The organism is Zooshikella ganghwensis (assembly GCF_018263875.1).
GTDB classification, from domain to species: Bacteria; Pseudomonadota; Gammaproteobacteria; order Pseudomonadales; family Zooshikellaceae; genus Zooshikella; species Zooshikella ganghwensis.
The window spans coordinates 124604-150652 of record NZ_JAEVHG010000002.1; the positions used below are offsets into that span (position 1 = coordinate 124604).

General features: G+C 42.7%; 18 protein-coding genes. 2 read left to right on the forward strand and 16 right to left on the reverse strand.

From position 1 onward, the window contains the following. Positions 1-44: 44 nt before the first annotated feature. The 6 genes from KHS79_RS04470 to KHS79_RS04495 form a co-directional block, all read right to left on the reverse strand. Entirely contained in the window at positions 45-5876 is a 5832-nt protein-coding gene (locus KHS79_RS04470; protein ID WP_212717049.1) for a transporter substrate-binding domain-containing protein, read from the reverse strand. A 222-nt stretch (positions 5877-6098) separates the two neighbouring features. Further along, positions 6099-6989, reverse strand: coding sequence for a 3-hydroxyisobutyrate dehydrogenase (gene mmsB, locus KHS79_RS04475; RefSeq protein ID WP_212717051.1), 891 nt, complete (start codon positions 6987-6989; stop codon positions 6099-6101). Between the two features lie 111 nt (positions 6990-7100). Next, positions 7101-8240, reverse strand: a complete 1140-nt coding sequence (locus KHS79_RS04480) for an enoyl-CoA hydratase/isomerase family protein (RefSeq protein WP_212717053.1) — start codon at positions 8238-8240, stop codon at positions 7101-7103. A gap of 104 nt (positions 8241-8344) precedes the next feature. Then, positions 8345-9151 carry an enoyl-CoA hydratase gene (locus KHS79_RS04485; protein WP_094788105.1) on the reverse strand — a complete coding sequence of 269 codons (807 nt, stop codon included), beginning with the start codon at positions 9149-9151 and terminating at the stop codon, positions 8345-8347. Between the two features lie 71 nt (positions 9152-9222). Next, complete coding sequence (locus KHS79_RS04490; protein ID WP_212717055.1) at positions 9223-10383, reverse strand: acyl-CoA dehydrogenase family protein; 1161 nt, start codon at positions 10381-10383, stop codon at positions 9223-9225. A 97-nt stretch (positions 10384-10480) separates the two neighbouring features. Beyond that, complete coding sequence (locus KHS79_RS04495; RefSeq protein ID WP_212717058.1) at positions 10481-11977, reverse strand: CoA-acylating methylmalonate-semialdehyde dehydrogenase; 1497 nt, start codon at positions 11975-11977, stop codon at positions 10481-10483. A 153-nt stretch (positions 11978-12130) separates the two neighbouring features. Here KHS79_RS04495 and KHS79_RS04500 point away from each other — a divergent pair, with 153 nt between their 5' ends. Then, positions 12131-13099 carry an AraC family transcriptional regulator gene (locus KHS79_RS04500; protein ID WP_212717059.1) on the forward strand — a complete coding sequence of 323 codons (969 nt, stop codon included), beginning with the start codon at positions 12131-12133 and terminating at the stop codon, positions 13097-13099. Here the strand turns inward: KHS79_RS04500 and ung are convergent. Next, positions 13062-13772, reverse strand: a complete 711-nt coding sequence (ung, locus tag KHS79_RS04505) for a uracil-DNA glycosylase (RefSeq protein WP_212717061.1) — start codon at positions 13770-13772, stop codon at positions 13062-13064. The two genes, KHS79_RS04500 and ung, sit on opposite strands and share 38 nt — an antisense overlap. Before the next feature lie 235 nt (positions 13773-14007). On the opposite strand from ung, the gene KHS79_RS04510 reads away from it, so the two are divergent. Next, complete coding sequence (locus KHS79_RS04510; protein ID WP_212717070.1) at positions 14008-14904, forward strand: HDOD domain-containing protein; 897 nt, start codon at positions 14008-14010, stop codon at positions 14902-14904. 30 nt (positions 14905-14934) lie between these two features. Here the strand turns inward: KHS79_RS04510 and KHS79_RS04515 are convergent, their stop codons facing one another. The 9 genes from KHS79_RS04515 to KHS79_RS04555 all read right to left on the reverse strand — a co-directional run bounded on the left by KHS79_RS04515 (position 14935) and on the right by KHS79_RS04555 (position 26046). Beyond that, positions 14935-15231 (reverse strand): hypothetical protein, encoded by a 297-nt coding sequence (locus KHS79_RS04515; RefSeq protein ID WP_051310819.1) that lies wholly within the window; start codon positions 15229-15231, stop codon positions 14935-14937. A gap of 135 nt (positions 15232-15366) precedes the next feature. After that, on the reverse strand, positions 15367-16116 hold the full coding sequence (locus KHS79_RS04520) for a TIGR00266 family protein (protein ID WP_027706972.1): 750 nt from the start codon (positions 16114-16116) through the stop codon (positions 15367-15369). Positions 16117-16445: 329 nt separating this feature from the next. Continuing rightward, positions 16446-17150, reverse strand: a complete 705-nt coding sequence (locus KHS79_RS04525; RefSeq protein WP_212717071.1) for a TetR/AcrR family transcriptional regulator — start codon at positions 17148-17150, stop codon at positions 16446-16448. 266 nt (positions 17151-17416) lie between these two features. Beyond that, positions 17417-18922, reverse strand: coding sequence for a lysine--tRNA ligase (lysS, locus tag KHS79_RS04530; protein ID WP_212717073.1), 1506 nt, complete (start codon positions 18920-18922; stop codon positions 17417-17419). A gap of 251 nt (positions 18923-19173) precedes the next feature. Next, positions 19174-20272, reverse strand: a protein-coding gene (prfB, locus tag KHS79_RS04535; protein ID WP_233468226.1) for a peptide chain release factor 2 whose coding sequence is annotated in 2 segments (ribosomal slippage) — positions 19174-20196 and positions 20198-20272 — 1098 coding nt in all. Because the reading frame shifts where the segments join, the coding sequence is not laid out codon by codon here. Positions 20273-20384: 112 nt separating this feature from the next. Beyond that, entirely contained in the window at positions 20385-22124 is a 1740-nt protein-coding gene (gene recJ / locus KHS79_RS04540; protein WP_212717075.1) for a single-stranded-DNA-specific exonuclease RecJ, read from the reverse strand. A gap of 73 nt (positions 22125-22197) precedes the next feature. Continuing rightward, on the reverse strand, positions 22198-23601 hold the full coding sequence (thrC, locus tag KHS79_RS04545; RefSeq protein WP_212717077.1) for a threonine synthase: 1404 nt from the start codon (positions 23599-23601) through the stop codon (positions 22198-22200). A gap of 38 nt (positions 23602-23639) precedes the next feature. After that, on the reverse strand, positions 23640-24950 hold the full coding sequence (locus tag KHS79_RS04550; RefSeq protein WP_212717079.1) for a homoserine dehydrogenase: 1311 nt from the start codon (positions 24948-24950) through the stop codon (positions 23640-23642). 361 nt (positions 24951-25311) lie between these two features. Then, complete coding sequence (locus KHS79_RS04555) at positions 25312-26046, reverse strand: DsbC family protein (protein WP_212717081.1); 735 nt, start codon at positions 26044-26046, stop codon at positions 25312-25314. Positions 26047-26049: the final 3 nt, after the last annotated feature.

Genomic DNA, 26049 nt, shown 5'->3' on the forward strand with positions numbered 1-26049 from the left:
AAGCAAACATGGCAAAAGGCAACAAATGTTTTATAACGTAAGATTTATTGGCTGACCTCCTCTAACATCGTCAGCTTTTCGCCCAGCCAGTCGGCCGCCTCATCAAAATCAAAATTATCAATAAATCCTTCCAGCTGACTTAGTTCATTAGGCGCCAGCACTGTTGCAAAATCATGCTGATTGCGCTGGAACATAGCCATTACCTCGATATCACCCGATGCCAGTTGCAACTGAAGCTCCTTGAGGCAATGTAGAATTTCGTTAAACGGTAATAATGATGTTACTGTTTTCTCATCCTGAGGGGATTCCGGCTCCGGTAAAGCAGGCAAATCCAATAATCCCGGCTTTAACCTTTTTACACTTTCCAAAAAATTATCCCATAATGTCTCTGTCAAATTTTCTGGCGTTTCACGTAATGCTTTTTCCAGTTCATGGGCAGTTTGCTGTAATTGAATGGCGCCAATATTACCTGCGACACCTTTCAATGTATGTACCTGATATAAAATTGTTTCCCAATCATCATTCGCATAAGCATGTTGAACAGTGCTTTCTGCATCATTCAACTGACGAACAAAATCATGTAATAACTTAAGGTATAGTCGACGGTTGTTCACTAACCGGGACAAGCCAATCTTAATATCAATGCCAGGCAGAGACTCAGGCAATATGACTTGATCAGCCTCTTGGTCAACCTCACCTTTGCCACTGCTGTGATGACTACCAAGCCAGTAACTCACCACTTGGGCCAATGCATCAGGGTCCAATGGTTTTGGCAAGTGATCATCCATCCCCGCAGCAATACAGCGCTCTTTATCCCCAGCCATGGCATGGGCTGTCATCGCGACAATAGGCAACTGCTGATACTCTGGATCATTGCGTAAGTAAGTTGTAGCCTGATAACCATCCATCTCTGGCATTTGAATATCCATAAATACCAAATCAAAGGTTTTTTGCTTAACCGCATTGATGGCTTCTAATCCATTTCCAGCAATCGTCACGGTCAACCCCATACCTTCTAACAGCTCTTTAGCCACTTGCTGATTGATATCATTATCTTCCACTAATAACACATTGCCTGAGCGCTGCAATGTGGCATTCTCTGGGGTTAAACTTCGCTGACGAGGATGGGTTTGCAGTTTTCCTTTACCAAAGGTTCGTAAAATAGTTTCTAATAATACCGAAGGGCTAACCGGCTTGATCAAAAAGGCATCAACTGTTTCCTGTGCCTGACGCATTACCTCCTCACGACCATAAGCTGTCACCATAATAATGACAGGCGTATGCACAAGCTGTTCCATTTGTTTAATATGATACGAAGCATCAATGCCATCAGTATCAGGCATCCGCCAATCCATTAACACCAATTCAAAGCAGTCACCTGGTTGACTATTAGCTTCCGCAAGACGTTCATAGGCTTCCTCAGCACAGGATACAACTTCAGCACGCATCGAAATTGATTGGAGCAAATCAGTCAACACCGTTTGTGAGGCTTTATTGTCATCAACCACCAAAACCCGCATGTCTTTTAATTCATCACTCATTAGCGCCAATTTATTATTAAACTGCTGCTGACCCAGGCGAACCGTAAAATAAAACTCACTGCCTTTTCCTAGCTCACTTTTAACCCAAATAGAACCTTGCATCATGCTGACAAGTTTTTTACAAATAGCCAGTCCTAATCCAGTACCTCCAAACTTGCGAGTAGTTGAGCTATCTACTTGGGAAAAAGAGTCAAATAAGTGCGCCAGATGATCACTACTGATACCTATCCCAGTATCTTTAACTAAAAACTCAAGCTGAACATGATCCTGCTCCCAGTCCACCAACTTAACATATACTGAAACTGAGCCTTTATTAGTAAATTTGATGGCATTATGAGTTAGGTTAATCAGAATTTGTCCTAAACGTAATGGATCACCCTCCAAGTGTCGTGGAACGTTATCGGCAATGTGATAATGAACTTCAATATTTTTTTCTTCTGCTTTCACCAGCATGATATTACTTAAGTTCTCAAACACTTCATCTAAATCAAAGCTGATGGATTCCATTTCCATTCTTCCTGCTTCAATTTTTGAAAAGTCGAGAATATCATTAATTATTCCGAGTAATGCATGAGAAGCGGACTTAATTTTACTAATATAATCAAACTGCTTTTCAGATAAATCCGTCTGTAATGCCAAATGACTCATACCAATAATTGCATTCATGGGTGTTCGTATTTCATGGCTCATATTGGCTAGAAAATCACTTTTCGCGCGATTAGCTTGATCAGCAATTTCTTTTGCTTTATGCAAGTCTTCTTCCGCCTGTTTGCGATCCGTAATATTACGCCCAGACATAAACACATAGCCTTCCCCTTCGTACTCCATTAAGTTAGCGGTCACTTCAACAGGATACTCGGAGTTATCTTTACGCTTGCGTAATGTCTCAAAGGTAATCGCCTTTTCACGCTTTAATAATTTCCATAACCGATTCCAGGATTTTTGATCCACATTAGGGTCAATTTCCGCTAACGGTTTATTAATAAGTTCTGATAATGAATAATCTAATGAACGACATAATTCACTGTTGGCATAGCTTAAATGCCCCTGCTGGTTAACCCACTGAATTTCATCCGCAGAGTTATCTAGTGAAAAGTGAGCCAGTGATAACTCTCGCTGTCGACTTAACTCCTCACTGATGTCAACATGAGTACCTACTGCACGTAATGGTTTGCCCTCTTCATCCCTAAATACCACCTTACCTTTGGTTCTGACATAACACACACTGCCATCTTTACGAAAACAGCGATAAACGCGCTCAAATGACTCATTGCAAGTAGCCAGCATATTACGCAGGAAATCAATCATATCCCCTTTATCATCTGGATGAATGAGTGCCTCCCATGCAGCCGGAGTGCCTGCAATTTCTCCTGGCTCATAACCAAGCATTCGCGCATAACGAGGACTTAAATAGATAGTTTCTTCAGGAATATTCCAATCCCACAAACCATCTGTCGCAGCATCCATCGCCAATTGATAACGTTCTTCACTCACCCGTAGTGCTTCTTCAGCATCTTTTTTGGCGCGACCAATAGCAATCAATTCTCCAACCCGCCGTAATAACGCAACCTCATCATGATTCCAGTGTTTATTGGTCATCACCGTCGCTTGCGCGAAACAGCCAACAACTCGCCCAGATAAAAGCATTGGTACATGAATAACAGACCTGAGTTTTAACTCAGCCAACAGTGACTTCATGTCATGATCTTCAGCGCCTAACGTCCGTACACTGCTTTGCAAAGTACTTCCTTGTTTAGCTCGGTCAGCCAATAAAGGATACTTATCCACTAAGTAACTACGCTGAGAGGCTATAAATGCAGGCAGATCAGAGGCATACCATTCATGGGTCATCAATGCCTGCTGGCCTCGAATAATTAATACATAACCCCGATCAGCCCCCATAAACTCACCCACGACACGTAAGGTGTAGTTCACTGCTTCATCTAAATCACGATCCATAAACTGGCGGGTAATATTGCTTAACAAACGGTCCATCTGCGCACGCATACGCAATGCTTTTTCTGCTTTTTGCCGTTCCGCAATTTCTCGTGATAACCGCCAATTCCAATAAATAATTAACAAAATAATGGCCAGTGTTATAACAACACCAATAATAAACTCTTTGTTTGGACGCCAAGGTTGTGTTTGAATAGAAATCCAGTGGCGTTTAATTTCGTCTTTTTCCCGAGGTGTTACACCACTCAATACTTTATTTAAAATGGTATTAAATTTATCCCAGTGCTTATGGGTCGCCATACGAAAACGGTAGTTATAACCTGCCTCCGCAGCAATTCGTAAGTTGGTGATTTTGGTACGCTCAATTTCATGACTCGCAGTCGCCATGTTTACAATCATGGCATCCAGAGGCCCTAAAGAGACCTGTTTAAAACCATCAGCAAAATCTTTGACATTGACAAAATCAATATCTGGATACTGTTTTTTTATAAAATCTGTAGCTGCAAACTCAGGTAAAGTAGCAACTTTTTTACCCGCGAGATCTTTAATGCTGTTAATACTGTCATCAGTATTGCGAGCAATAATAACCGTTTGTACTTCCCAGTACGGCTGCGTAAATGCAAAGCGTTTCGCCCGTTCTTCATTCCAGGCAATAACAGGCAGTAAGTCCACTTCTCGGTTGCGAAGCTTAGCAACCGCGTCACTCCAGTTCGTTGAAGGGATGTAGTTAAATGTTATGCCCAAACGTTTTTCGAGTATTTTGATATAGTCAGCTGCAACGCCTTGATAGTCACCGTTTTCATCAACCGTCTCAAAAGGAGGATATCCAGGGTCTCCCGTAAATGTAATCACCGGATGATTGTGCAGCCACTCTTTTTCTTCCTCAGATAACTCAAGGGGAGATACCTCATCAGAAAAAAAACGTAATTTGGGATCAACTAACCAACGTGCTTCCAGTTCAACGCGCTCTTGATGGTTAATTAAACTTAAACCATTATTAATTAATTTCAGTAAGTCTTTTCGACCTGTGAGCACCCCCGCATAAAACTTTTCTTTATATAAATTTTTTCCCCATTGCTTAACCTCGCCTAATAACCCCAGTCGATTCAGTAAAATATTGACTGAAATAGGCTCTGCAATAAAAGCACGTATTTCACCATCGAGCAGTGCCCGAATTAACTCTTCATTATTGTCATATTCTGTTAAATAGGCTTCTCTGATATTTTCCAGAACATACAAATACTGGGATGTCCCTTTTACCACCCCAATGCGAGACCCCGTCAGATCATCAAAGCTTTGCACTGGAATAGAGTCCGTTGCATAAAAAAGTGCAGAACTCATTTCATAAAAGGGTTGCGAAAAGTCCATCCATTCTTTTCGCATAGGTGTTTCTGATACACCTGAATGAATATCAGCTTCACCATCTTTAATGGCTTCCAATGTATCGTGCCACTCACTGGCCCTAAAGCGCACTTGCTTCTTTGTCTTTTCAGACCAAAGCCGCCAAAAATCAACAAAAAAACCGGCAGGGCGTCCTTTTGAATTAATAAACGATAAGGGCGGAAAGTCTGAGTCAATAGCGATAATCAATGCATCACTTGAGTATGCACGGGTCTGCTCCAACCACTTTCCTTCCAGCACTTTACGATCAACCAAACTGATTTTTTGCATTCCATTACGAATAACTTCATCCAGCCCTGATTGAACTTCATTAACTGCAGCATACAACGTACGCTGAAATAAAGGTTGCTCAGACTGATAATTAAATTCCTGAAGAGCACCCCGTGCCGCCATTAAGTATCGAAGTAAAGGGCCTTCTCCCACAAATACTCGAATATCCCCACGTGTGGCCGCATCCAGTAATTGTCGATAGCTGTTATAAGTGACCACCGAAGCATTCGGTACATTCTCTTCAATATATTGCTCAGCTTCTTCCCCGCGAATTACACCTATTTTAAACCCAGCAAGATCTTCTAATTTTTTTATATCCAGTAAGCTTTTATGGTAAAAGAAGTAAACGCCACTTTTTGCCAATGGTGTGCTGTATTTCAGTCTCTTATACTCACCTCGTCGATACACCCCAGCCAATACATCCGCATGACCACGATTTACCATGGTTACTGCTACTTGCTCAGGCGCACCTAAAAACTTAACCTTAATGCCTGTCTGGTTGCTCCATTCACGCCAAATATCAATTAAATAACCCGCAGCTTTACCTTCATCATCACTAAATTGAAAGGGTTCTTGCCCTGTAGCGTAGGCAACAATCACTTGCTCAACAGGGGGCAATGACGCTGTTGAAGTATCAGATTCTTCAGAGCAAGCGTATGAGCTCCACAAGAGGATAAAACCAAACCAAATTGCAAATAGGCGCTTCATGGCGTAACCGTTAGACAGCGAGTCTTTTTATAATTGAATTTTATGGCAATAGCATAAGGTATTTTACCCCAAGAAGATGGGTATATACGCCATTATACTGACAGAACAGGCTAAGCCAATGTTAAAGTACTAACATTGGCTTAATGTTGGGGTGAAAAAGTTAACCTAGGGTGCTCCAAAGATATTTTCGTTTAGAGTACCCATATTCTGCGCTCAACCAAACTACTCATCAATATGTCGTTGGTAAAGCTGCATGATGCTTGAAAAGTCCCGCGCATGACTGCCTTGCGCAGAATGAATACTGTATAGATTCCGAGCCAATGCTCCCATGGGCGTGCGGCTTGTTTGGGAAAGTGCCATTTGCTCAGCTAGGCCAAGATCTTTCAGCATTAGCTCAACTCGAAATCCCCCCTGATAATCATGGCTAGCGGGCGCTTCTGGCATTACTCCAGGATAGGGGTTATAACGTTGTAACACCCAGTTACCACCCGAGCTGTTATTCATAATATCAGCCAAGACCTGTGGATCTAGTCCCTGTTCAACACCAAGCTGCAATGCCTCAGCTGTTCCTGCCATAGTAATCGCCAGCAACATGTTGTTGCATATTTTGGCGACCTGACCTGCGCCATTGGCACCTGCATGAAAAATATTTTTACCCATAACCTGTAATATAGGCTTAGCCATGGACACAGCATCAGCTTCTCCACCCACGATAAAAGTGAGTGTGCCAGCTTGGGCACCCGCTGTACCCCCTGAAACAGGTGCGTCCAGCATTCTTATACCTCTTTTTTTTGCTTCAGACGCAACTAATCGTGCACTATCCGGATCAATCGTACTGGAATCAATCACTAAAGTTGAAGTATTAATACTATCCAGTAAATTACCCTCTAAATACAACTGCTTTACGTGCTCCCCTGCAGGCAGCATACTAATAACCACATCAGCATTTTCTACCGCCATATGCGCAGTATGTGCAGCCTCCGCACCATCTTTTACCAGTAAATCAACCGCATTTGGAATTAAATCATAGACACGAAGTCGGTGGCCTGCATTTATAAGGTTTTTGGCCATTGGGCAACCCATTTGCCCCAGCCCAATAAAACCAATGTCCATTTTTTATTTTCCTCTTATTTTTATTTATGAGTCGCTTTTTAATTTTTATAGCGGTAATTTAAAGTCTGTTGTCATTTAGTCAATTAATTGCCAATTATTCCAGGCTATACCTTATGCCAGTGATGCTAACGGATGCTGATCTGTAGGCCATAACGATTCAAAGTGGGTCTCGACCCAGTCTTTGGGTACATCTAATACAGTCGTGTAACGCCATTTAGGATTGTTATCTTTATCTACTAACCGCGATCTAACACCTTCCACTAAATCACCATGTAAGCAACACTGAACCGACAACGTTAATTCCATTTGAAAAACTTCTGGTAATGACAAGTGCCTTCCACGTTTAATTTGTTCCCATACTAAGTAAGCAGTGGTTGGACACCCATGCAAAAAGCCTTTTATAGCTTTTTCCAGCCAACTATCTGTCGAATCCCAATTGCCTGTCGACTCATAGTGTAGCCAGTCATGATAGATTTCGACCAAATTATCATGATCCATTAAACGTTGAATTTGCTTACTGTGCTGCTGTAAATTACTTTCAGGCAGTAACGGTTCAGCAGCTTTAGCAAAGCGCCGGAGAATTTTGCTCACAATAGCATGGTTGGCTTCTGGGTCTTTTTCCCAGTTTGAAAGACGCAAGGCATCAATGACTTCTTGCTGCATACTGTGCTGTAAAAAACGATCAGCTAACCCCGCATAAAGGGCATCACCGGCATTTAGTGCACAACCTGTTATTCCACAGAATAAGCCTGTCTTCCCTGGCATCCGATTGAGAAACCAGGAGCCTCCGACATCAGGATAAAGTCCAATTGCCATCTCTGGCATTGCCATTCGGGTGGTTTCTGTCACCACTCGATGACTGCCTCCCACCATTAAACCCAATCCACCGCCCATGACAATACCATGGCCCCATACCACAACAGGTTTAGAGTAAGTATGTATTAAATAATCCAGGCGGTACTCATGGGAAAAGAATTGCTCAGCCTCTTTTTGCCCTACCTTAAGATCTTCACTTAATGCGGTAAACAACTGTCGTACATCACCACCAGCACAAAATGATTTATCCCCCTCGCCTTTTAGTATAATGCAAGCAATACGCTCATCATGCTGCCAAGCCAGTAACTGCTCATAAAGACAATCAATCATTGGCTGATTAATCGCATTTAAACTCGACGGCCGGTTAAGTGTTAACACTCCAATTTGTTGTCCACCCTCACAAGAAAGACAACTCACTACAATGGCATCACTCATATCATTCTCATCTTCACAATCTTATTTAATCTCCTACAACAACATCCTAGAGGGAGACTCACGCTTTTTTTCATGGCACTCCCTCCATTGCTGTAGACAGTTATTTATTTGTTTTGCCAGACAGCAGGACGCTTTTCTAAAAAGGCATTAACCCCTTCTTTTTGATCCGCCGTTTCAAATAATTCCAGGAAGGCTTCGCGCTCCATAGGAAGTACCGTGTGGAACGGTTGATGCTGTGCTGCAGAAATAAGTTCCTTACAGGCTTTCACGCTACAAGGGCTTTGTTGTGCCACTTGGCCAGCCAGTTTGAGAGCTAAAGAAACAACTTCCCCGCGTTTAACAACTTGCTCAACCAAACCAATTTTCAATGCTTGCTCAGCTGTAAGCCGCTCACCGCATAAAATCATTCGCTTAGCCCAGCCTTCTCCGACCAGCCAAGGTAAACGCTGCGTCCCGCCAGCACAAGGTAATAGACCCACACTGGCTTCAGGTAGAGCAAGCTGCGCATGCTCTTCAGCGATACGGATATCACACGCTAGAGCACACTCAAGGCCACCGCCCATGGCATAGCCATTAATAGCAGCAATGGTTACTCCCCGATAAGCCGCCAGGGTTTCAAATGCCCGCCCAAATAAGCTGGCCATTTCCTGAGCTCTTCCCGTATTTCCATCAGCAAAAAGTTTTAAATCAGCCCCTGCAGAAAAAAACTTTTCACCTTCTCCCGTAATCACTACGGCATAAATTGAATCCACCTTATTTAAAGCGTGCATTAATCGCTGCAGCGCAGCTAGATTTTCCTGATCCCATGTATGCGCAGGCGGATTATTCAATCTCACGAGCAAGGTATGCTCATGTTGTTCTAATTTGAGCTTATCCGTATCAACCAAGCTCAATAATTTTGCTAACTTCATTGCTAATCATCGACCTCTTTTACTGAAAATAAAAACTGTCAAAAAATTATTTTCTAAACTAATAAAAACAATTAACCAAACAGATGATGCGTATCTCCTTGCAGCAATTGACGAGAAATAATGACACGCATAATTTCGTTGGTACCTTCTAAAATTTGATGAACCCGAGCATCTCGAACATAACGTTCTAATGGATATTCTCTGATATAACCATACCCACCATGCAGTTGTAAGGCATCATTACAAATCGCAAAACATTCATCAGTGGCAAACTGCTTAGCCATTGCACAATAAAGAGTGGCATCTTTTGCTTTTTTATCTAAACGACTGGCAGCTAAGCGAACCATTTGCTGTGATGCGACAAGCCGTGTAGCCATATCCGCCAGTTTGAACTGTAATGCTTGAAATTGAGCCAAGGGCTTACCAAACTGAGAGCGCTCATGCATATACTGTTGTGCATCTCTTAATGCCGCCTGAGCAACACCCACTGAGCAAGTGGCAATATTAACGCGCCCTCCATCCAGACCTTGCATAGCAATTTTAAAACCTTGGCCTTCACCTCCTAGCCGGTAATGAACTGGAACAGTGACATCACTGAAGGTAATGCTTCGGGTCGGCTGGCTGTTCCAACCCATTTTGCTCTCTTTTCGACCATAAGTAATACCTTGGCTATCCGCAGGTACTAAAAAGCTGGAAATACCTTTCGCACCTTCACCACCTGTTCGAGCCATAACCACTAAAACATCGGTTGCGCCCGCGCCCGAAATAAACACCTTACTGCCGTTTAGTACATAGTGATCGCCATTTTTTACTGCCGTAGTTTTCAGAGAAGCCGCATCAGAGCCAGCATTGGGTTCTGTTAAACAGTAGGAGCCTAATTTCTCGCCCGTTACCATCAAGGGGCACCACGCTTTACGAATTTCTTCCTGGGCATAGAGACTGATTATCCATGTCACCATATTATGTATGGTGAGATAGGCTGTTGTTGATGTACATCCTTGGGCGAGCTGTTCAAAAATAATTGAAGCATCTAATCGTGATAGTCCCAGCCCACCCTCATCTTCAGCACAATAAATGCCACAAAATCCAAGCTCACCAGCACGCTTGATAACATCTACAGGAAAGTGCTGTTTTTCATCCCATGAAGCAGCGTGAGGAGCAAACTCCCCCTCAGCAAAGGCCTTTGCTGTGCGTTGGAATGCTTGTTGCTCTTCAGTCAACTCAAAATCCATTGGGTACCTCCTTAATGGCTGACGCTTAAGGGTCCTCTAAAAAAAGTGCATTTCTAGGGTTACCCTTAACAATGGATGTATTACAACGAGCTATTATTTAACGCATCTGAATCGTCATATTAGGTGTAGCCGCCATACCTGGGTCAAACCAGCGCGCCGTAATTGTTTTAGTTTCAGTGTAAAATCGCACAGCTTGTTTACCATAAGCATGTTGATCACCATAAAATGACTGCTTCCAGCCAGTAAACGAAAAGAACGGTAGTGGTACTGGAATCGGCACATTAATGCCTACCTGTCCTACTTCAATGTAATGCTGAAAGTGTCGTGCAGATAAGCCTGATGAAGTAAAAATTGATGTGCCATTACCATAAGGGTTTTGATTAATAAGCTGAATAGCATCATCTAAAGAATTAACATGCATACAAAGCAGCACAGGCCCAAATATTTCTTCCCGGTAAATGGTCATGTCAGCCTTTACTCCACTAAACAACGTGGGCCCAACCCAGTTACCATCAGGGTAATCAGCTACCCGGCAATCACTTCCATCTAAAAGGCACTGTGCACCTTCATGCTTACCCTGTGCGATCAAACCTAATACCCGCTCTTTGGCTTGAGGTGATATTAATGGGCCAAACCCTGCGGACTCATCGTTCCAAAAGCCTGGTTTTACTTTCGCCATGGCTTGTTGTAGATCAGTTATCCAGTCTGCACTCTCACCAACAAACACGGCAACACTAATCGCCATACAGCGTTGGCCAGCGGCCCCTACAGAAGAACCCACCAAATTACTGATCACTTGTGCTTTATCCGCATCAGGCATAACTACCATATGATTTTTTGCGCCTGCGAAAGCCTGTACCCGTTTCAAGTGAGAAGTACCTGTCCGGTAAATATACTGAGCAACAGGTACTGACCCAACAAAAGAAAGTGCTTTAATCAATGGATGTCGTAATAAATGGTCTACCTGAGCCTTGCGGCCATGGACAACTTGTAGCAGCCCTGGAGGAAACCCAGCCTCAGCAAATAGTTCAGCGATACGCATTGGCGTCATTGGATCTTGCTCAGAGGGTTTAAGCACAAACGCGTTACCACAGGCAATTGCCATTGGGAACATCCACAAAGGAATCATTGCGGGAAAGTTAAAAGGGGTAATCCCGGCACATACGCCAAGAGGTTGCATATAACTGTAGGTATCAATACCTCCCGCAACATTTTCAGCAGTTTCACCCATTAGTAATGAAGGAATATTGCAAGCCTGTTCAACAACCTCAATACCACGCCAAACATCACCTTTCGCATCCGCAAAGGTTTTTCCTGTTTCTTGGCTCAGTATTTCTGCAAGCTCATCGTGATGACTTTTTAAAAGTTGCTGAAAAACCATCATCAACCGCGCACGTTCTGGTGGGGGTACATCTCGCCACTGGTAAAAAGCATTTTGTGCGTCATTAATCGCTTGTTCCATTTCCGCATCAGTGGCTTCTGGGACCTTCGTTAAAACTTCTTGGGTCGCGGGATTAGTCACAGGGATTGACTGGTCTGACTGGCTTGCAACCAATTCATTATTGATAAAGAGAGGCAGGTTAGCTGAAGGCATGACAACACCTTTTTTCATTAATTATTGTTAGTGTTGATACTCAGAGACTACAGAGTACCCTGAAAAATCACTGATAAAGATGGCCAGTTGTACCATGCAATTGTTACAGTAAGGATGGACAATATTATTATGTGAATGGACTTTTATACTGTTGTGTCAATTGCAAGCTATGCCTTAACCTCAAACTGGCCACTCAGCCAAACCAGTGTTCGATGGATCATTCCTGATGCCACCATCAAGCAGCTCAGCACGCATCCCTTGAGCCAAGATTGCTTTCCCCTTGGCTATGGTCATTACCCTTCCGCCAGCTGTCACCAAATGGAAAGAAGCTCACCTGTCGATCATCTGGTTATTTACTGTCATCAAGGTAGTGGCTGGTTACAAATCAACCAGCAAACTGTTCCAGTCGTTGCAGGTGATGTTTTACTATTACCGCGCAGTATTCCTCACGCCTATGGTGCTGATAAGGCCAATCCCTGGAGCATCTTCTGGGTTCATTTTGAAGGGAAAAAGAGTGATGTTTTTATGGACTACCTGCAAACAACGTTGCACTCAGCTAAACCTAGTCCTCATCATCACTACTGTAAGCCTTGTGGTTTATCTAGCTATTTACTTGCACAGTTTGATCAACTGTTAAGCGTTCAAGATAGTGGTCAGCAATGGCAACGTTATATCTACAGCACCAAACTTTTGCAGCAGTTACTCAGCTATCTCCCTATTCTTCAAAGCAAGCCAAAAAGTCCTACAGGAATCAACCTGACGACATTACAACTTTATATGGAAAGAAACATTCACCGAGGACTTACCCTGAAAGCACTGGCACAGCAGGCGAATCTATCACCTTCACACTTTAGCCGACAATTCAAAGCTTTGACTGGTTATGCGCCCTTACATTATTTCAACCAGTTAAAGATTCAACGGGCATGTTACCTGTTAGATGTGAGTGACAAACCCATTGCCGCTGTAGCCCAGCATGTTGGCTTTAATGATGTGTATTATTTTTCCCGACTGTTTAAGCAGCACACAGGAATAGCACCCAGCCAATACCGTCAACTACAGCGTCAATCACTACAGCAAGAACAAACTATGCCTGCGCATAGGCCATCTGTTCCATCTGTATAGGCAACTGCCAATCTATCGGTGTCTTACCTTGCTGTTGCAAGTAGTGATTAGCCTGAGAAAAGTGCTTGCACCCCAAAAAGCCTCGGTGTGCAGAAAGTGGTGAAGGATGGACTGATTTCAACACTAAGTGCTTTGAAGTATCAATGTAGCTTCCTTTCTTTTGAGCATAAGCTCCCCAAAGCATGAACACGACACCTTCTCGAGATTGGTTAAGCGCACTAATCGCATGATCAGTAAACTGTTCCCAGCCTCTTCCCTGATGTGCTGCAGCACGTCCTTGCTCAACGGTTAACACACTGTTCAAAAGTAATACACCCTGCTTAGCCCAGCCTTCCAAACAGCCATGTTGTGGTGGTGTTATACCAAGATCTGCTTGCAACTCTTTATAAATATTGATCAGTGAAGGCGGGATTTTTACTTTAGGTCGGACTGAAAAACATAAGCCATGAGCTTGTCCAGGCCCATGATAGGGATCTTGTCCTAAAATAACGACTTTAACTACTTCAAATGGTGTTAACGAAAAAGCTTGAAAATACTCACGACCTTTTGGATAAATCGTTTTACCCGCTTGCTTTTCAGCAACCAAAAAGGCTTTCAGTTGTTGCATATAAGCTTTGTTAAATTCGCCACCTATTACTTTTTTCCAGGACGGTTCTAACTTTACTTCCGTCATTAATCACCTCAACTGAATCAACAAAGCTGCTATTATACGTTTATAATCAAAAAGGAATGAAGTAATGGGTTGTTTAGGTGAGAGCCTACTCACCCCCCACGACCTGAACCCACTAAAATACGAAAGCTCAATAATAAATTCCAGGGATGAACGACACAAGAAAGCTAACGCAAGTTGTCGCCTTTTTCTATGACAACCTCCGCTAGCCCCTAAAATTAAGGCCGTAAACGTTTGTATGGTTTCACTGGATGTTATTGAACAAGCTTTAATTGAAAAGTTAATTGAATCTCCTTTTAGCTTTCCGCAGCTACCTCCTCATACCCTTACGGTTAGACAGCTGGCGGCTAAAAGCAGCGTTCATTTAAACGAAATTGTTTCACTGATTGAGCAAGATAAAGGTCTTAGCCATCATCTGGAAAAGCTGGCCGACTCACCACTCTACCGACAACCTGTCCCCCCATATGATTTAAAAGGCGCCATTGTACGTATTGGCATTAAGGCGACCAGTAATGTCATTCTCACCTACGTACTTAAAAATCTATTTCCTTGCCACTCTTATTTAGCACGTAAATATCAAGGTGAAACCTGGCAACGAAGTCTAGTCTTTGCGGCGCTTAGCTCTATTTTAGCGAAACATGTAGGCTCTATTGATACAGATCGAGCACTACTCAGTGCATTATTGCAAGATGTAGGTAGCCTCTTTTTAGTCACGCAACTCGATGACTACCCTGATTGTATTAGCTCTCCCCAAAGTGTACGGACTATTTGTAATCAATTGAATCGAGTAATAGGCTCCAAGCTGATAAATACCTGGCAACTGCCCAATGCCTTCAGTAATGTTATTAAAACTAAGGATTTCTGGGCGTTTTCAGCGAGTAAAAAATATAATTTAATTGATCATTCACTCATAGCGCGTTTTCTATTTCTACATCAGAACCCAAGGACTAAACCTACAACTGAGTTATCTTCATTGCCCAGTTTTCTAAAGTCTCCTTTTCAGTACTGGCGTCATGCCGATGCCACGCGTATTTATTCGACGCTATATGAAGAAACCTTACAACTTGTCGATATGCTTGGTGGCAATGCAAAAGGTATTCTAATACCTCCACCCCGCAGTGTACTGGGAAAGTAGTAACATCCCTCGCTTACCTTCCTAATGTCACTAACAACGGACTGCTCGCTGTTTTCGATCAACCAAGACACCAACATTATCCTTTTGTTTTTTATGGTGTAATAACAAAACACCTTGCACACATTGAGCAGAATAATCTGCTGGGATATGCGATAGCTTTGTCTCAGTCGACTCTGTAGATTGCTTGATTAAATTAAACTCAGCTAGATAAATTGAATCTTCTTCTGATGAGTGCCGTAAATATCCATTTTTGTCTAAGGTAATAACGGTAACGATAAGGGTTATTAATGCAACACCTATTAACTGCCAGGAATGATTTATTTTCACAAATAACCACCTCTTAATACTGCTCTCTTTTCTTGACAATATTTATAATTACTTACTGCACAAATAATAACACTGCTGTAAGCATTCCCTAAACCCAATAAAATCTTACTTAATTAAAGCAAAACAAATAGCTCATTAATTTTCACCCATATCGCTACCACCACGAGCAGGTGCATGCGCCAGAATACGATCAGCTAAGCGTGAAAAAGGTAAGCTCTGCAACCAAACACTACCTGTACCAGATAAGGTGGCCAACACAATTCCTTCTCCACCAAACAGCATGCTTTTTAAACCACCACTTAACTGAATGTCATAATCAATACCGTCAGAAAAAGCCACTAAACACCCTGTATCAACGCGCAGCGTTTCATCATTAAGCTCCTTACGAATAACGGCCCCTCCAGCATGTATAAAGGCCATTCCATCACCTTCTAAACGCTGCAAAATAAACCCTTCTCCACCAAAAAAGCCAGCGCCTAAACGTTTATTAAAAGCAACACTGAGCTTTGTGCCTAGCGCAGCGGCTAAAAAAGCATCCTTTTGACATAGTAAACGCCCACCAATGGCTTTCATGTCCACAGGAATAATTGCGCCAGGATAAGGTGCCGCAAACGCCACTCGTCGCTTACCAACACCTTGGTTGGAAAAATGTGTCATAAACAGCGACTCTCCCGTTAGCATCCGCTTACCTGCACCGAATAATTTACCAATCATACCTTGGTTTGGGCTTGAGCCATCACCCATCTTGGTTTCAAACTCAATTCCCTGTTCCATATAATTCATAGCCCCAGCTTCAGCAATAACGGTTTCACCAGGATCTAACTCTATCTCTACCATTTGTAAATCATGGCCAATAATGTCGTAATCAACTTCATGGCAGTTCATTAGGCTATCCTCTATATATAAAATAATTCATCTGAAATGCTCATTATCACCTCTGATATTACTACAGTATGACGAACAGAAAAAACATTTCACCTGAAGTGCACAATCATTATTTAAGTATAGGGGGAGAGAATTAAAAGGTTACTACTGAAGTAGACTTCATATTTTTAGAGAAACTCTTTTTTAAATCATATGAAAATATAACTTTGTACAGAAAGATATCATTTACAAAAAAACGTCCCCAGAAATAGTTTTTAGTTTTGCAAAAAAAACGGCACTACATTGTAGTACCGCCAAATAAAAATGACGCCAAAAAACAGCATCTACCGTTAATTTTCTGTATTATCGGGCAATTGTAAAATAAGCTGTAAATGGCGAGTAAGCTTGTGTTTAATCTGCTCTTGTGTAATGACTTCAGGATAGCCTAACAATGCGTCATACTCTAAACGTAAAATAACTGCTAACGTCAGGTAAGCATCTGTTTCAGGGTCAGATGTTTTAATTGCTTTAAAAAAGCGGGTTAAATCAACCAGCATGTTTTCCTGATGCAAACGCGCTAACTGACTTAGGCGTCCATCTCTTAGCGACTCAAACTGAAAAGCCTGCTCAGCTAATAAGTAGTCACGGTGCTGTTCGATTTGTTGCATTAAATACTGAACACCCAGATCAACCAAACGCATTTGGATAACACGTAAGTTATCACCTGAAGCAAGTTCATCGTTTAGCTGAGCAAATAAAACTTCTTCAGCGCCATTCCAAAAACGACGCATCGATTCTGCTCCAACTTCAACAAAATACGTAAAAGTATCAGCGATGAGGTCATTTATATCCTTAAAATAATAAGTTGTTGCAGAAAGTGGGACATCAGCCTCTTTAGCAACCGCACGATGCCTTACGCCTCTCACACCTTCTCGAATGACTAATCGCAATGACGCCTCAAGAATTAAACGACGGCGTTGTTCACTGCCATTTCTCCGTGTTTTACGTCCTTGATAGACGATAGTGCTAGGGGCTTCCCTAGAAGATAAACTCATTGTTTTCATCTCAACCACTGCAGTTTTGTTGGTATCGGTTTTTTCTGTTTTAAGTTATTAACAGCTACATATTACCTAAAAGTGACTCGACGTTCCTCAAAAAAATAGTCACTATTGCATTAAGTCATGCTTTTTCACACAGGTAAGAAGTATATGAATGATTTTTAATCAATCATTAACAAGATGGGAACAATGACAGATTTTAACGCGTTAAAAAAATTGTTAGGAGGGGGATGCACCCTTAAAAAGGGTGCACAGTTCACATTTTATTTGTGACATTCTGGACGCATGTGCGGAAAAAGTAGTACGTCGCGAATAGATGGCGAATCTGTAAACAACATGACAAGGCGGTCAATACCAATACCTTCTCCTGCTGTTGGTGGTAACCCATATTCTAGTGCACGAATATAATCTTCGTCATAGAACATAGCTTCATCATCACCTGCTTCTTTCTCCGCAACTTGCGCTAGAAACCTTTCAGCCTGATCTTCAGGGTCATTTAACTCCGAAAATCCATTTGCAATTTCACGTCCACCTACAAAAAATTCAAAACGATCTGTCACAAAGGGATTATTATCATTTCGTCTCGCCAGAGGTGAAACTTCTGTAGGATACTCAGTGATAAATGTAGGCTGTTGCAAACGATGTTCAGCTGTTTTCTCAAAAATTTCCAGCTGAATTTTACCAAGGCCATAATTATCTTTAACGACAATGCCCAGCTTTTCCGCAACCTGTTTTGCAGAGTCTCGATCCGCTAAATCAGCTGCAGAAATATCTTTATTAAAGTGAAGAATTGCCCCTACTACAGTCATCCGTTGAAATGGTTGGTTAAAGTCATACTCTTCACCTTGATAACGTACTGTAGTATTACCCAGCACTTGCTGTGTAACTTCACGCAACATGTCTTCTGTTAAATCCATTAAATCATTATAGTCTGCATAGGCTTGGTAAAACTCAAGCATAGTAAATTCAGGATTATGACGTGTTGATAAGCCTTCATTGCGGAAATTACGATTAATTTCAAAAACCCGCTCAATCCCCCCAACAACCAAGCGCTTTAAATAAAGCTCTGGTGCAATACGTAAATACATATCAATATCTAACGCATTGTGGTGAGTGATAAAAGGTCTTGCTGTGGCACCACCAGGAATAACTTGTAACATGGGTGTTTCTACTTCCAGGTAATGTCTTTCCTGTAAGTAGTTGCGGATACAATCGATAACCTGAGACCTTACCTTAAACACTTCACGTGACTCTTGATTAACAATCAGGTCCACATAGCGCTGACGGTAACGAATCTCTTTATCTTCCAGACCTTTATGCTTATCAGGTAAGGGGCGCAATGCTTTCGTTAGCAACAGTGCACTTTGTATATCAACGTACAAATCACCTTTACCAGAACGCTGCAGTGTTCCCTCAACGCCAACAATATCGCCTAAATCCCAGCCTTTTATTTCATCCAGTTGCTCTTTAGCCAAAGCCTTACGGTTTACATAAAGCTGGATTCTGTCACTGACATCTTGAATGACAATAAACGCTCCACGGTTAAGCATGATCCGACCAACCACTTTAACCGTAATAGTTTGTTCTGCTAAGGCTTGTTTATCTAGGTCCTTATACTTTTTCTGTAAATCACCAGCAAAACTGTCACGACGAAAAGTATTGGGAAACGCATTGCGCTGTTTTCGTATTTCTGCCAATTTTTCTCGACGCTGAGCAATGAGTTTATTTTCATCTGATACTGTTACATCGGATTGCGTATCATCAGCCATGAGTGATTCCTGTAAATACCATAGAGGGAAATACCCCTCAAAAAGTTAACGACCTAAACAAACGAGAATAATTTTCATCTCGCCTATTAAAGCTTATCCTAAGATAGAAAATTACCAAGTTATTATCCTCAGTATGCTTATCTTAGGATAAGTTATTAATGTATTTTTCTCAGCCCTTTCTAAAACCTATAAGCTCTTCAGCCTTAAACCGAAAGTGCCATTTTTGAGTTTAAATACAAAGAGAATATATTTTATAAGCCCTGTTTTAAGCTTGCTTCAATAAACCGATCAATATCACCATCTAACACAGCATTACAGTTAGTGGTTTCAACACTTGTCCTTAAATCTTTAATGCGTGAAGCATCCAATACGTAAGAGCGTATCTGGCTGCCCCAGCCGATATCAGACTTACTATCTTCTAACGCCTGCTGTTCAGCCGTGCGCTTCTGCATCTCTAACTCATACAGTTTAGCTTTAAGCTGTTGCATGGCTTTGTCTTTGTTCTGATGCTGAGAGCGCTGGTTTTGACACTGAACAACGATGCCAGAAGGCATATGCGTAATACGAATAGCAGAGTCAGTGGTGTTAACATGCTGACCACCTGCTCCGCTGGAACGGTAGGTATCAATGCGTAAGTCTGCTGGGTTCACTTCAATTTCAATATCATCATCTATTTCAGGTGAAACAAATACTGAAGCAAATGAAGTATGCCTTCTGTTTCCAGAATCAAAAGGTGATTTGCGTACTAATCGGTGAACCCCTGTTTCTGTTCTCAGCCAGCCAAAAGCATACTCACCGGAAAACTGAATTGTCGCACTTTTAATACCCGCTACATCACCCGCTGATACTTCAACAAGCTCAGTTTTAAAACCTTTACGTTCCCCCCAGCGCAAATACATTCTCAGTAACATATTCGCCCAGTCCTGAGCCTCCGTACCGCCAGAACCAGCCTGAATATCCAAGAACGCATTATTGGCATCCATACGACCAGCAAACATACGACGAAACTCTAGCTGCTCAAGTTGAGCAGTGAGTCCTTCAAGCTCTTTTTCAACCTCAACAACTGTGTCTGTATCGTCTTCATCTACTGCCATCACCAACAAATCAGAGGCATCTGTTAAGCCCTGAGTAAGTGTATCAATGGTATTCACGACAGACTCTAATTGTGCACGCTCTTTACCTAACTGCTGGGCACGCTCAGGTTCATTCCATACATCAGGATCTTCTAGCTCGCGCTCTACTTCGACAAGTCGCTCTTGTTTATGAGCGTAGTCAAAGATACCCCCTAAGCACTTCAGTTCGTGCTTGTAAGTCCTTAATAGATTGTGTCAACGGATTAATTTCGATCATGCCGAACTCATATCTTCCAATGTTACTCTGACAAAGCAGGCTATTTTAACGTAAGCCTGATAGCGAAGGAAATGCGCAAACTACGAAAGATCACAGATCAATGCTGTTATGTTTAGCTACTTTCAATAGGCTCAAGATAATTAATCAACAGCTGTATATTTTGCTGTCCTTTATACTCATTCAGGTCAAGCTGATAAACCACCCGCACTTGTTGTACATTCAGGTTTGGCCAACACGTAAGGTCAACATTAAAAGCAATGCCATCTAGGTAACGCTCAGTTCCTGGCAGCATCAAAACCAGCTTTAAGTGCTTTTGCCCTACCAGCCGCTGCTGAATAATCAGAAACTCACCATAAAAGCTTGGCTCAGGAAAATGCTGCCCCCAAGGCCCTGCTTCTCTTAGTAGTGTCGCTGTTTGCAATGAAAAATCTTGAGGCTGAAGCAAACCATCAGTATGCAGCTCAGCTTCAAGCTCCGCTTCGGACAGCCACTGCCGCGCCACCGCATCGAATGCCTGTTTAAAATCAGGTAAATGTGCAGCAGGTAAACTCAGCCCTGCAGCCATCGCATGTCCACCAAACTTACTTAGTAACCCTGGCTGTTGGCTGGCAATAGCATCTAACGCATCACGGATATGAAAGCCAGGGATCGACCGGGCTGAACCTTTGATTTCATCACCATCAGCAGCTGCAAAGGCAATGACCGGTCGATGCAAACGGTCTTTAATGCGGGATGCTAAAATCCCAATCACTCCCTGATGCCAGTTTTCATCATATAAGCAAACGCCAACAGGAAGGTCCTGACTGTCATCCAGCTGAATCTTTTCTAAAACCGCTAAGGCTTGCTGCTGCATATCAGCCTCAATTTGCTTACGGTCCCTGTTAAGATCATCAAGCTGGAGAGCCATCTCTCGCGCCAGATAGGGATCATCCGTTAATAAGCACTCTATTCCCAAAGACATATCATCTAGCCGGCCAGCAGCATTTAAACGAGGTCCTAGCGCAAACCCCAAATCAGCCGCCGTCAAGCGATGAGGCTTTCGCCCTGCAACCTCAAGCAAGGCCATGATACCAGGCCGTGCTTTACCAGCACGCATCCGGCGTAAGCCCTGATATACCAACAGGCGGTTATTGGTATCCAAAGGCACGACATCGGCTACGGTTCCTAAAGCGACAATATCCAAGTAATGTGCAAGATTAGGTTCAGGCCGACGATCGTTAAACCAACCTCGTGCTCTTAGTACTGAACGAAGTGCCATTAACACATAAAAAATAACACCAACACCTGCCGTATTTTTTCCTGCAAAATGACAGCCTGGCTGATTGGGGTTCACTATCGCATCAGCCATTGGCAATTCAGTGCCGGCTAAGTGGTGATCAGTAACAAGCACTTTAATGCCTGCTGCTTTTGCTGCCGCAACACCACTGATACTGGAAATACCGTTATCAACAGTGATAATAAGGTCAGGCGTATACTGTTGTGCTTCTTTAACAATTTCTGGGGACAACCCATACCCATAGGCAAAGCGATTAGGTACTAGATAGCTAACATTTGATGCCCCCATCGCTCTCAATAGCAATACAGCTAATGCTGTACTGGTTGCGCCATCAGCATCAAAGTCACCAATAATCAACATCCGACTTTGATTTTCTAGAGCTTCACAGAGAATATTTACCGCCTGGTCCAAGCCCTTTAGCGAAGTAAAGCTCATTAGCCCTTGCAATGAACGTGGTAGCCCTGCATTTGAGTAGACACCTCTCGCTGCATAGATTCGCTGCAATATAGGCGGGATCTCGTGGCTAAAATTTAACTGTTGTGCATCGTAGTGACGGGTAATTATTTTTTTTTGCATGCTGATAAATAAGACCAGAGCAACCCTGAAATAGCCTCAATGGCTATCTCAGGGTAAAGTGAGATCAAGCAAGTTAATTTAGCGGTCGGGCGTACTTAGCGACATAAGACTGGACAACAGCTAACTCGTTTTCAATGACAGTATAGCGCTCTTCCCGCTCATAAAGATCAGCCATTGAATCAGGCAGCTCCGGTGAAGATAAACCTGCTCGTACCACAGCTTCAGGAAACTTAACTGGATGTGCAGTAGCAAGTGTAATCATTGGTATCTGCTGATCACGCTGACATGTCATAGCCGCCCTGACACCAATTGCTGAGTGAGGATCCAGCTTATATTGACAGTTACGATATGCATCACCAATTGTTTGACAGGTTTCTTCATCAGTCACACTGCAACTATCAAACAGCTGCCGTGTTAACTCCCAGCGCCAAGGCTCAACAGTCAAAGTGCCCTGCTGCTGAAAGCTTGTCATCAGCTGATCAATAGCCGCGCCATCACGACCATACATATCAAATAACAAGCGTTCAAAGTTACTGGAAACCATGATATCCATACTTGGCGAAAGTGTTGGCGACAAGTCTTCTTTACTATATTGGTTGTTAGCCATAAAACGATGCAAAATATCATTGCGGTTGGTAGCGACTAAAAGCTGGCTGATGGGCAGCCCCATATTGCGCGCAACATAACCTGCATAAATATCACCAAAATTACCCGTGGGTACTGAAAAGGCCACGCTGCGCTGTGGTGCACCAACAGCAAGTGCCGCATAAAAATAATAGACGACTTGTGCCATTATCCGTGCCCAGTTAATCGAGTTAACGGCCACTAAACGGGCTTTACCCTGAAGAAAGTCCTGTTGTTGAAAGCAGGCTTTTACCACTGCCTGACAGTCATCAAAATTGCCTTGCACCGCTAAATTATGCACATTGTCAGCGACAACTGTTGTCATTTGACGACGCTGGACTTCTGAAACACGCTGATGTGGATGCAAAATAAAAATATCCACATTGTCACAGTGTCGACAACCTTCTATTGCAGCTGATCCTGTGTCTCCAGACGTTGCCCCAACAATCACCGCTTTTTCAGAGCGTCGGGCTAGCAAATAATCCAGTAAACGCCCTAGTAGCTGCAAAGCAAAGTCTTTAAACGCTAAAGTTGGACCATGAAATAGTTCCAGCACCCACTGATTACTATCCAGCTGCGTAAGAGGAGCCACAGCTGAATGATCAAATCCTTGATAAGTATCATGTAAGATTTGGCGCAAATCATTTTGAGGAATAGCTTCGCCAACAAACGGAGTTATAATTTTCTCAGCTAACTCTGCATAGGATAATCCACGCCAGGTAGCAATTTCTTCAAGTGTAAACTGAGGCCAATATTCTGGGACATATAATCCCCCATCACTTGCCAGCCCTGTTAACAATACATCTTCAAACCCCAGAGCAGGTGCCTGCCCTCTTGTGCTAATATACTTCACCTTAGTTATAACCCGCTGTTGTTAAGTTGAGATCCTAATTAGTTATTACAATGCTCTAAATGGTCCATGCGAATCTTAACCACCTGCCCATTCACATCATCCAAAGCTTCAATTGCTTTAATCGCATTATTCACTGCACGCTCTTTGACTTTGTGAGTGAGCATAATAATGGCGGCAAACTGTTCACCCTCAAACACTTCTTTCTGAAGAAGAGCCTCAATATTGATTCCTTCTTCACTCAGGATACGTGTAATTTGCGTCATTACCCCAGGATGATCTGCTGCGCTCATTCGCAAATAAAAAGCTGTTTCTGTTTCATCCATCGGTAACACAGCAAGTTCATTTGAAAGCGGACGCTGGTAACCTAAGGCAGGCATATGATGGGGAGAGTCAATCCCACGGGCAATATCGATAATATCAGCAATAACTGCTGACGCAGTTGGCTCAGCACCAGCCCCTGCGCCATAAAATAGTGTAGGTCCAACTGCATCGGTATCAACCAAGACAGCATTCATAACTCCATCGACATTAGCGAGCAGTCGTTTTTCAGGAATCAAAGTAGGATGAACTCTAAGCTCAATCCCCTCTTTTCGTGCACGGGCTATACCCAAATGCTTAATACGATAGCCTAGCTCATGGGCATACTGAATGTCTTCTGAAGTAATACCACTAATGCCTTCTGTGTAAGTTTGTTCAAACTGCAGGGGAATACCAAAAGCAATCGAAGCAAGGATGGTGAGTTTATGGGCAGCGTCGATGCCTTCAACATCAAATGTAGGATCAGCCTCAGCATAACCGAGTGCTTGTGCTTCACTCAAAACATCAGCAAAACTACTGCCCTTTTTTTCCATTGCAGTAAGAATAAAGTTACCCGTGCCATTGATAATACCCGCCACGGTATGAACCTTGTTGGCCGCTAAACCTTCTCGAAGAGCTTTAATAACAGGAATACCTCCTGCCACAGCGGCTTCAAATGCTACCTGAACCTTGTGTTTTTCCGCCTCAGCTAACAGCTCATTACCGTGGACTGCTATCAATGCTTTGTTTGCAGTGACCACATGCTTACCCGATACAATCGCACGAGAAACTAATGTTTTTGCAGTTTCACAGCCACCAATTAGCTCAACTAAAATATCAATCTCTGGGTTATCCGCTACTGCATACACATCATCAGTCACTGAGACACCTGAAGTATCACAGCCAGGATTTGGACGACGCATTGCGATTTGTGCAATTTCAATGGGTCTCCCCACTCGCTGAGCAATCAAATCCTTGTTACGCATTAAAACATTAAATGTACCACCACCCACGGTGCCCAGGCCACAGATACCTATTTTTATGGGTTTCAAACTCCACCCCCATTCACCCAATCAATTTAAAACGCTGAGACTCTTTGTACGAATAGAACCAAGTTGACTGTAAACTGCTTCAATAATCTTATCTTGGTAAACTCCAGCACAAACCTATCTAGCAAAAAGTAAAGTTCTAGCAAAAAGTAAAGTTGCTGTCATTAGCAGCAAAAGGGAAATCATTTTACGCTGACCAGCGTCCAGTTCCTAGAGCTTAGCTGAAGTCTAAGAGGAAAACGAGAGGTCCCTGGTGAATAGTCGTTGGACTAACACCAGGAAAATAACCGAGGAAAACAATAAGCATGACTATTTTAGTCTATTGCTCAAGCGTAAAAGAAGGGAATTTACTCTACAACTAAAGCTACTTATTCACACCTAACATTTTAGCCAGCTGGTCAGCAGGACGATAACCTGGAATCAAGCTACCATCAGCCAAAAACAAAGCTGGAGTACCATTGACGCCCAGTTTAACACCTAGCTGAAACTCTTCCATTACTGGGTTATCGCAATTATCCGCCGTTACTTTTTCACCATTTTTGGCTTTAGTCATTGCTTGCTGGCGATCCTTAGAACACCACACTGACTGCATTGTTGCAAATGCCGGAGACTGCTCACCTCCACGCGGAAAAGCCATATAGCGCACCTCAATTCCCATCTCATTTAACTGAGGTACTTCCTTATGCAGCTTTCGACAATATCCACAGTCAACATCTGTGAACACTGTGATATGTGCTTTCTTCTCACCCTTAGGTGAAAAAACAACCATTTTCTCTTCTGGAAAATCTTTTAGTAATTTGGCAACTTCTTTATTACGCTCTTTAGCCGTTAGATTAGTAACCTTTTTACCTTCTAACTTTAATAAGTCACCACGAAAAATATAGTTACCATCAGCACTACTATAAATGATTTGATTGCCTGCAAGGGTCACCGCATAAACGCCTTTCACAGGACTCTCTTCTACTTTTTCTACTTTGACATTCTTATCAAGGGCTTGAAGATTAGCTGTAATTTTTGCTTTTACGTCCTGTCCTGCAGCAGCCATGCTACTACCCAGTACTAGCGTCAAGCCAATCAGAGACTTACGAAACAACGTCATAGG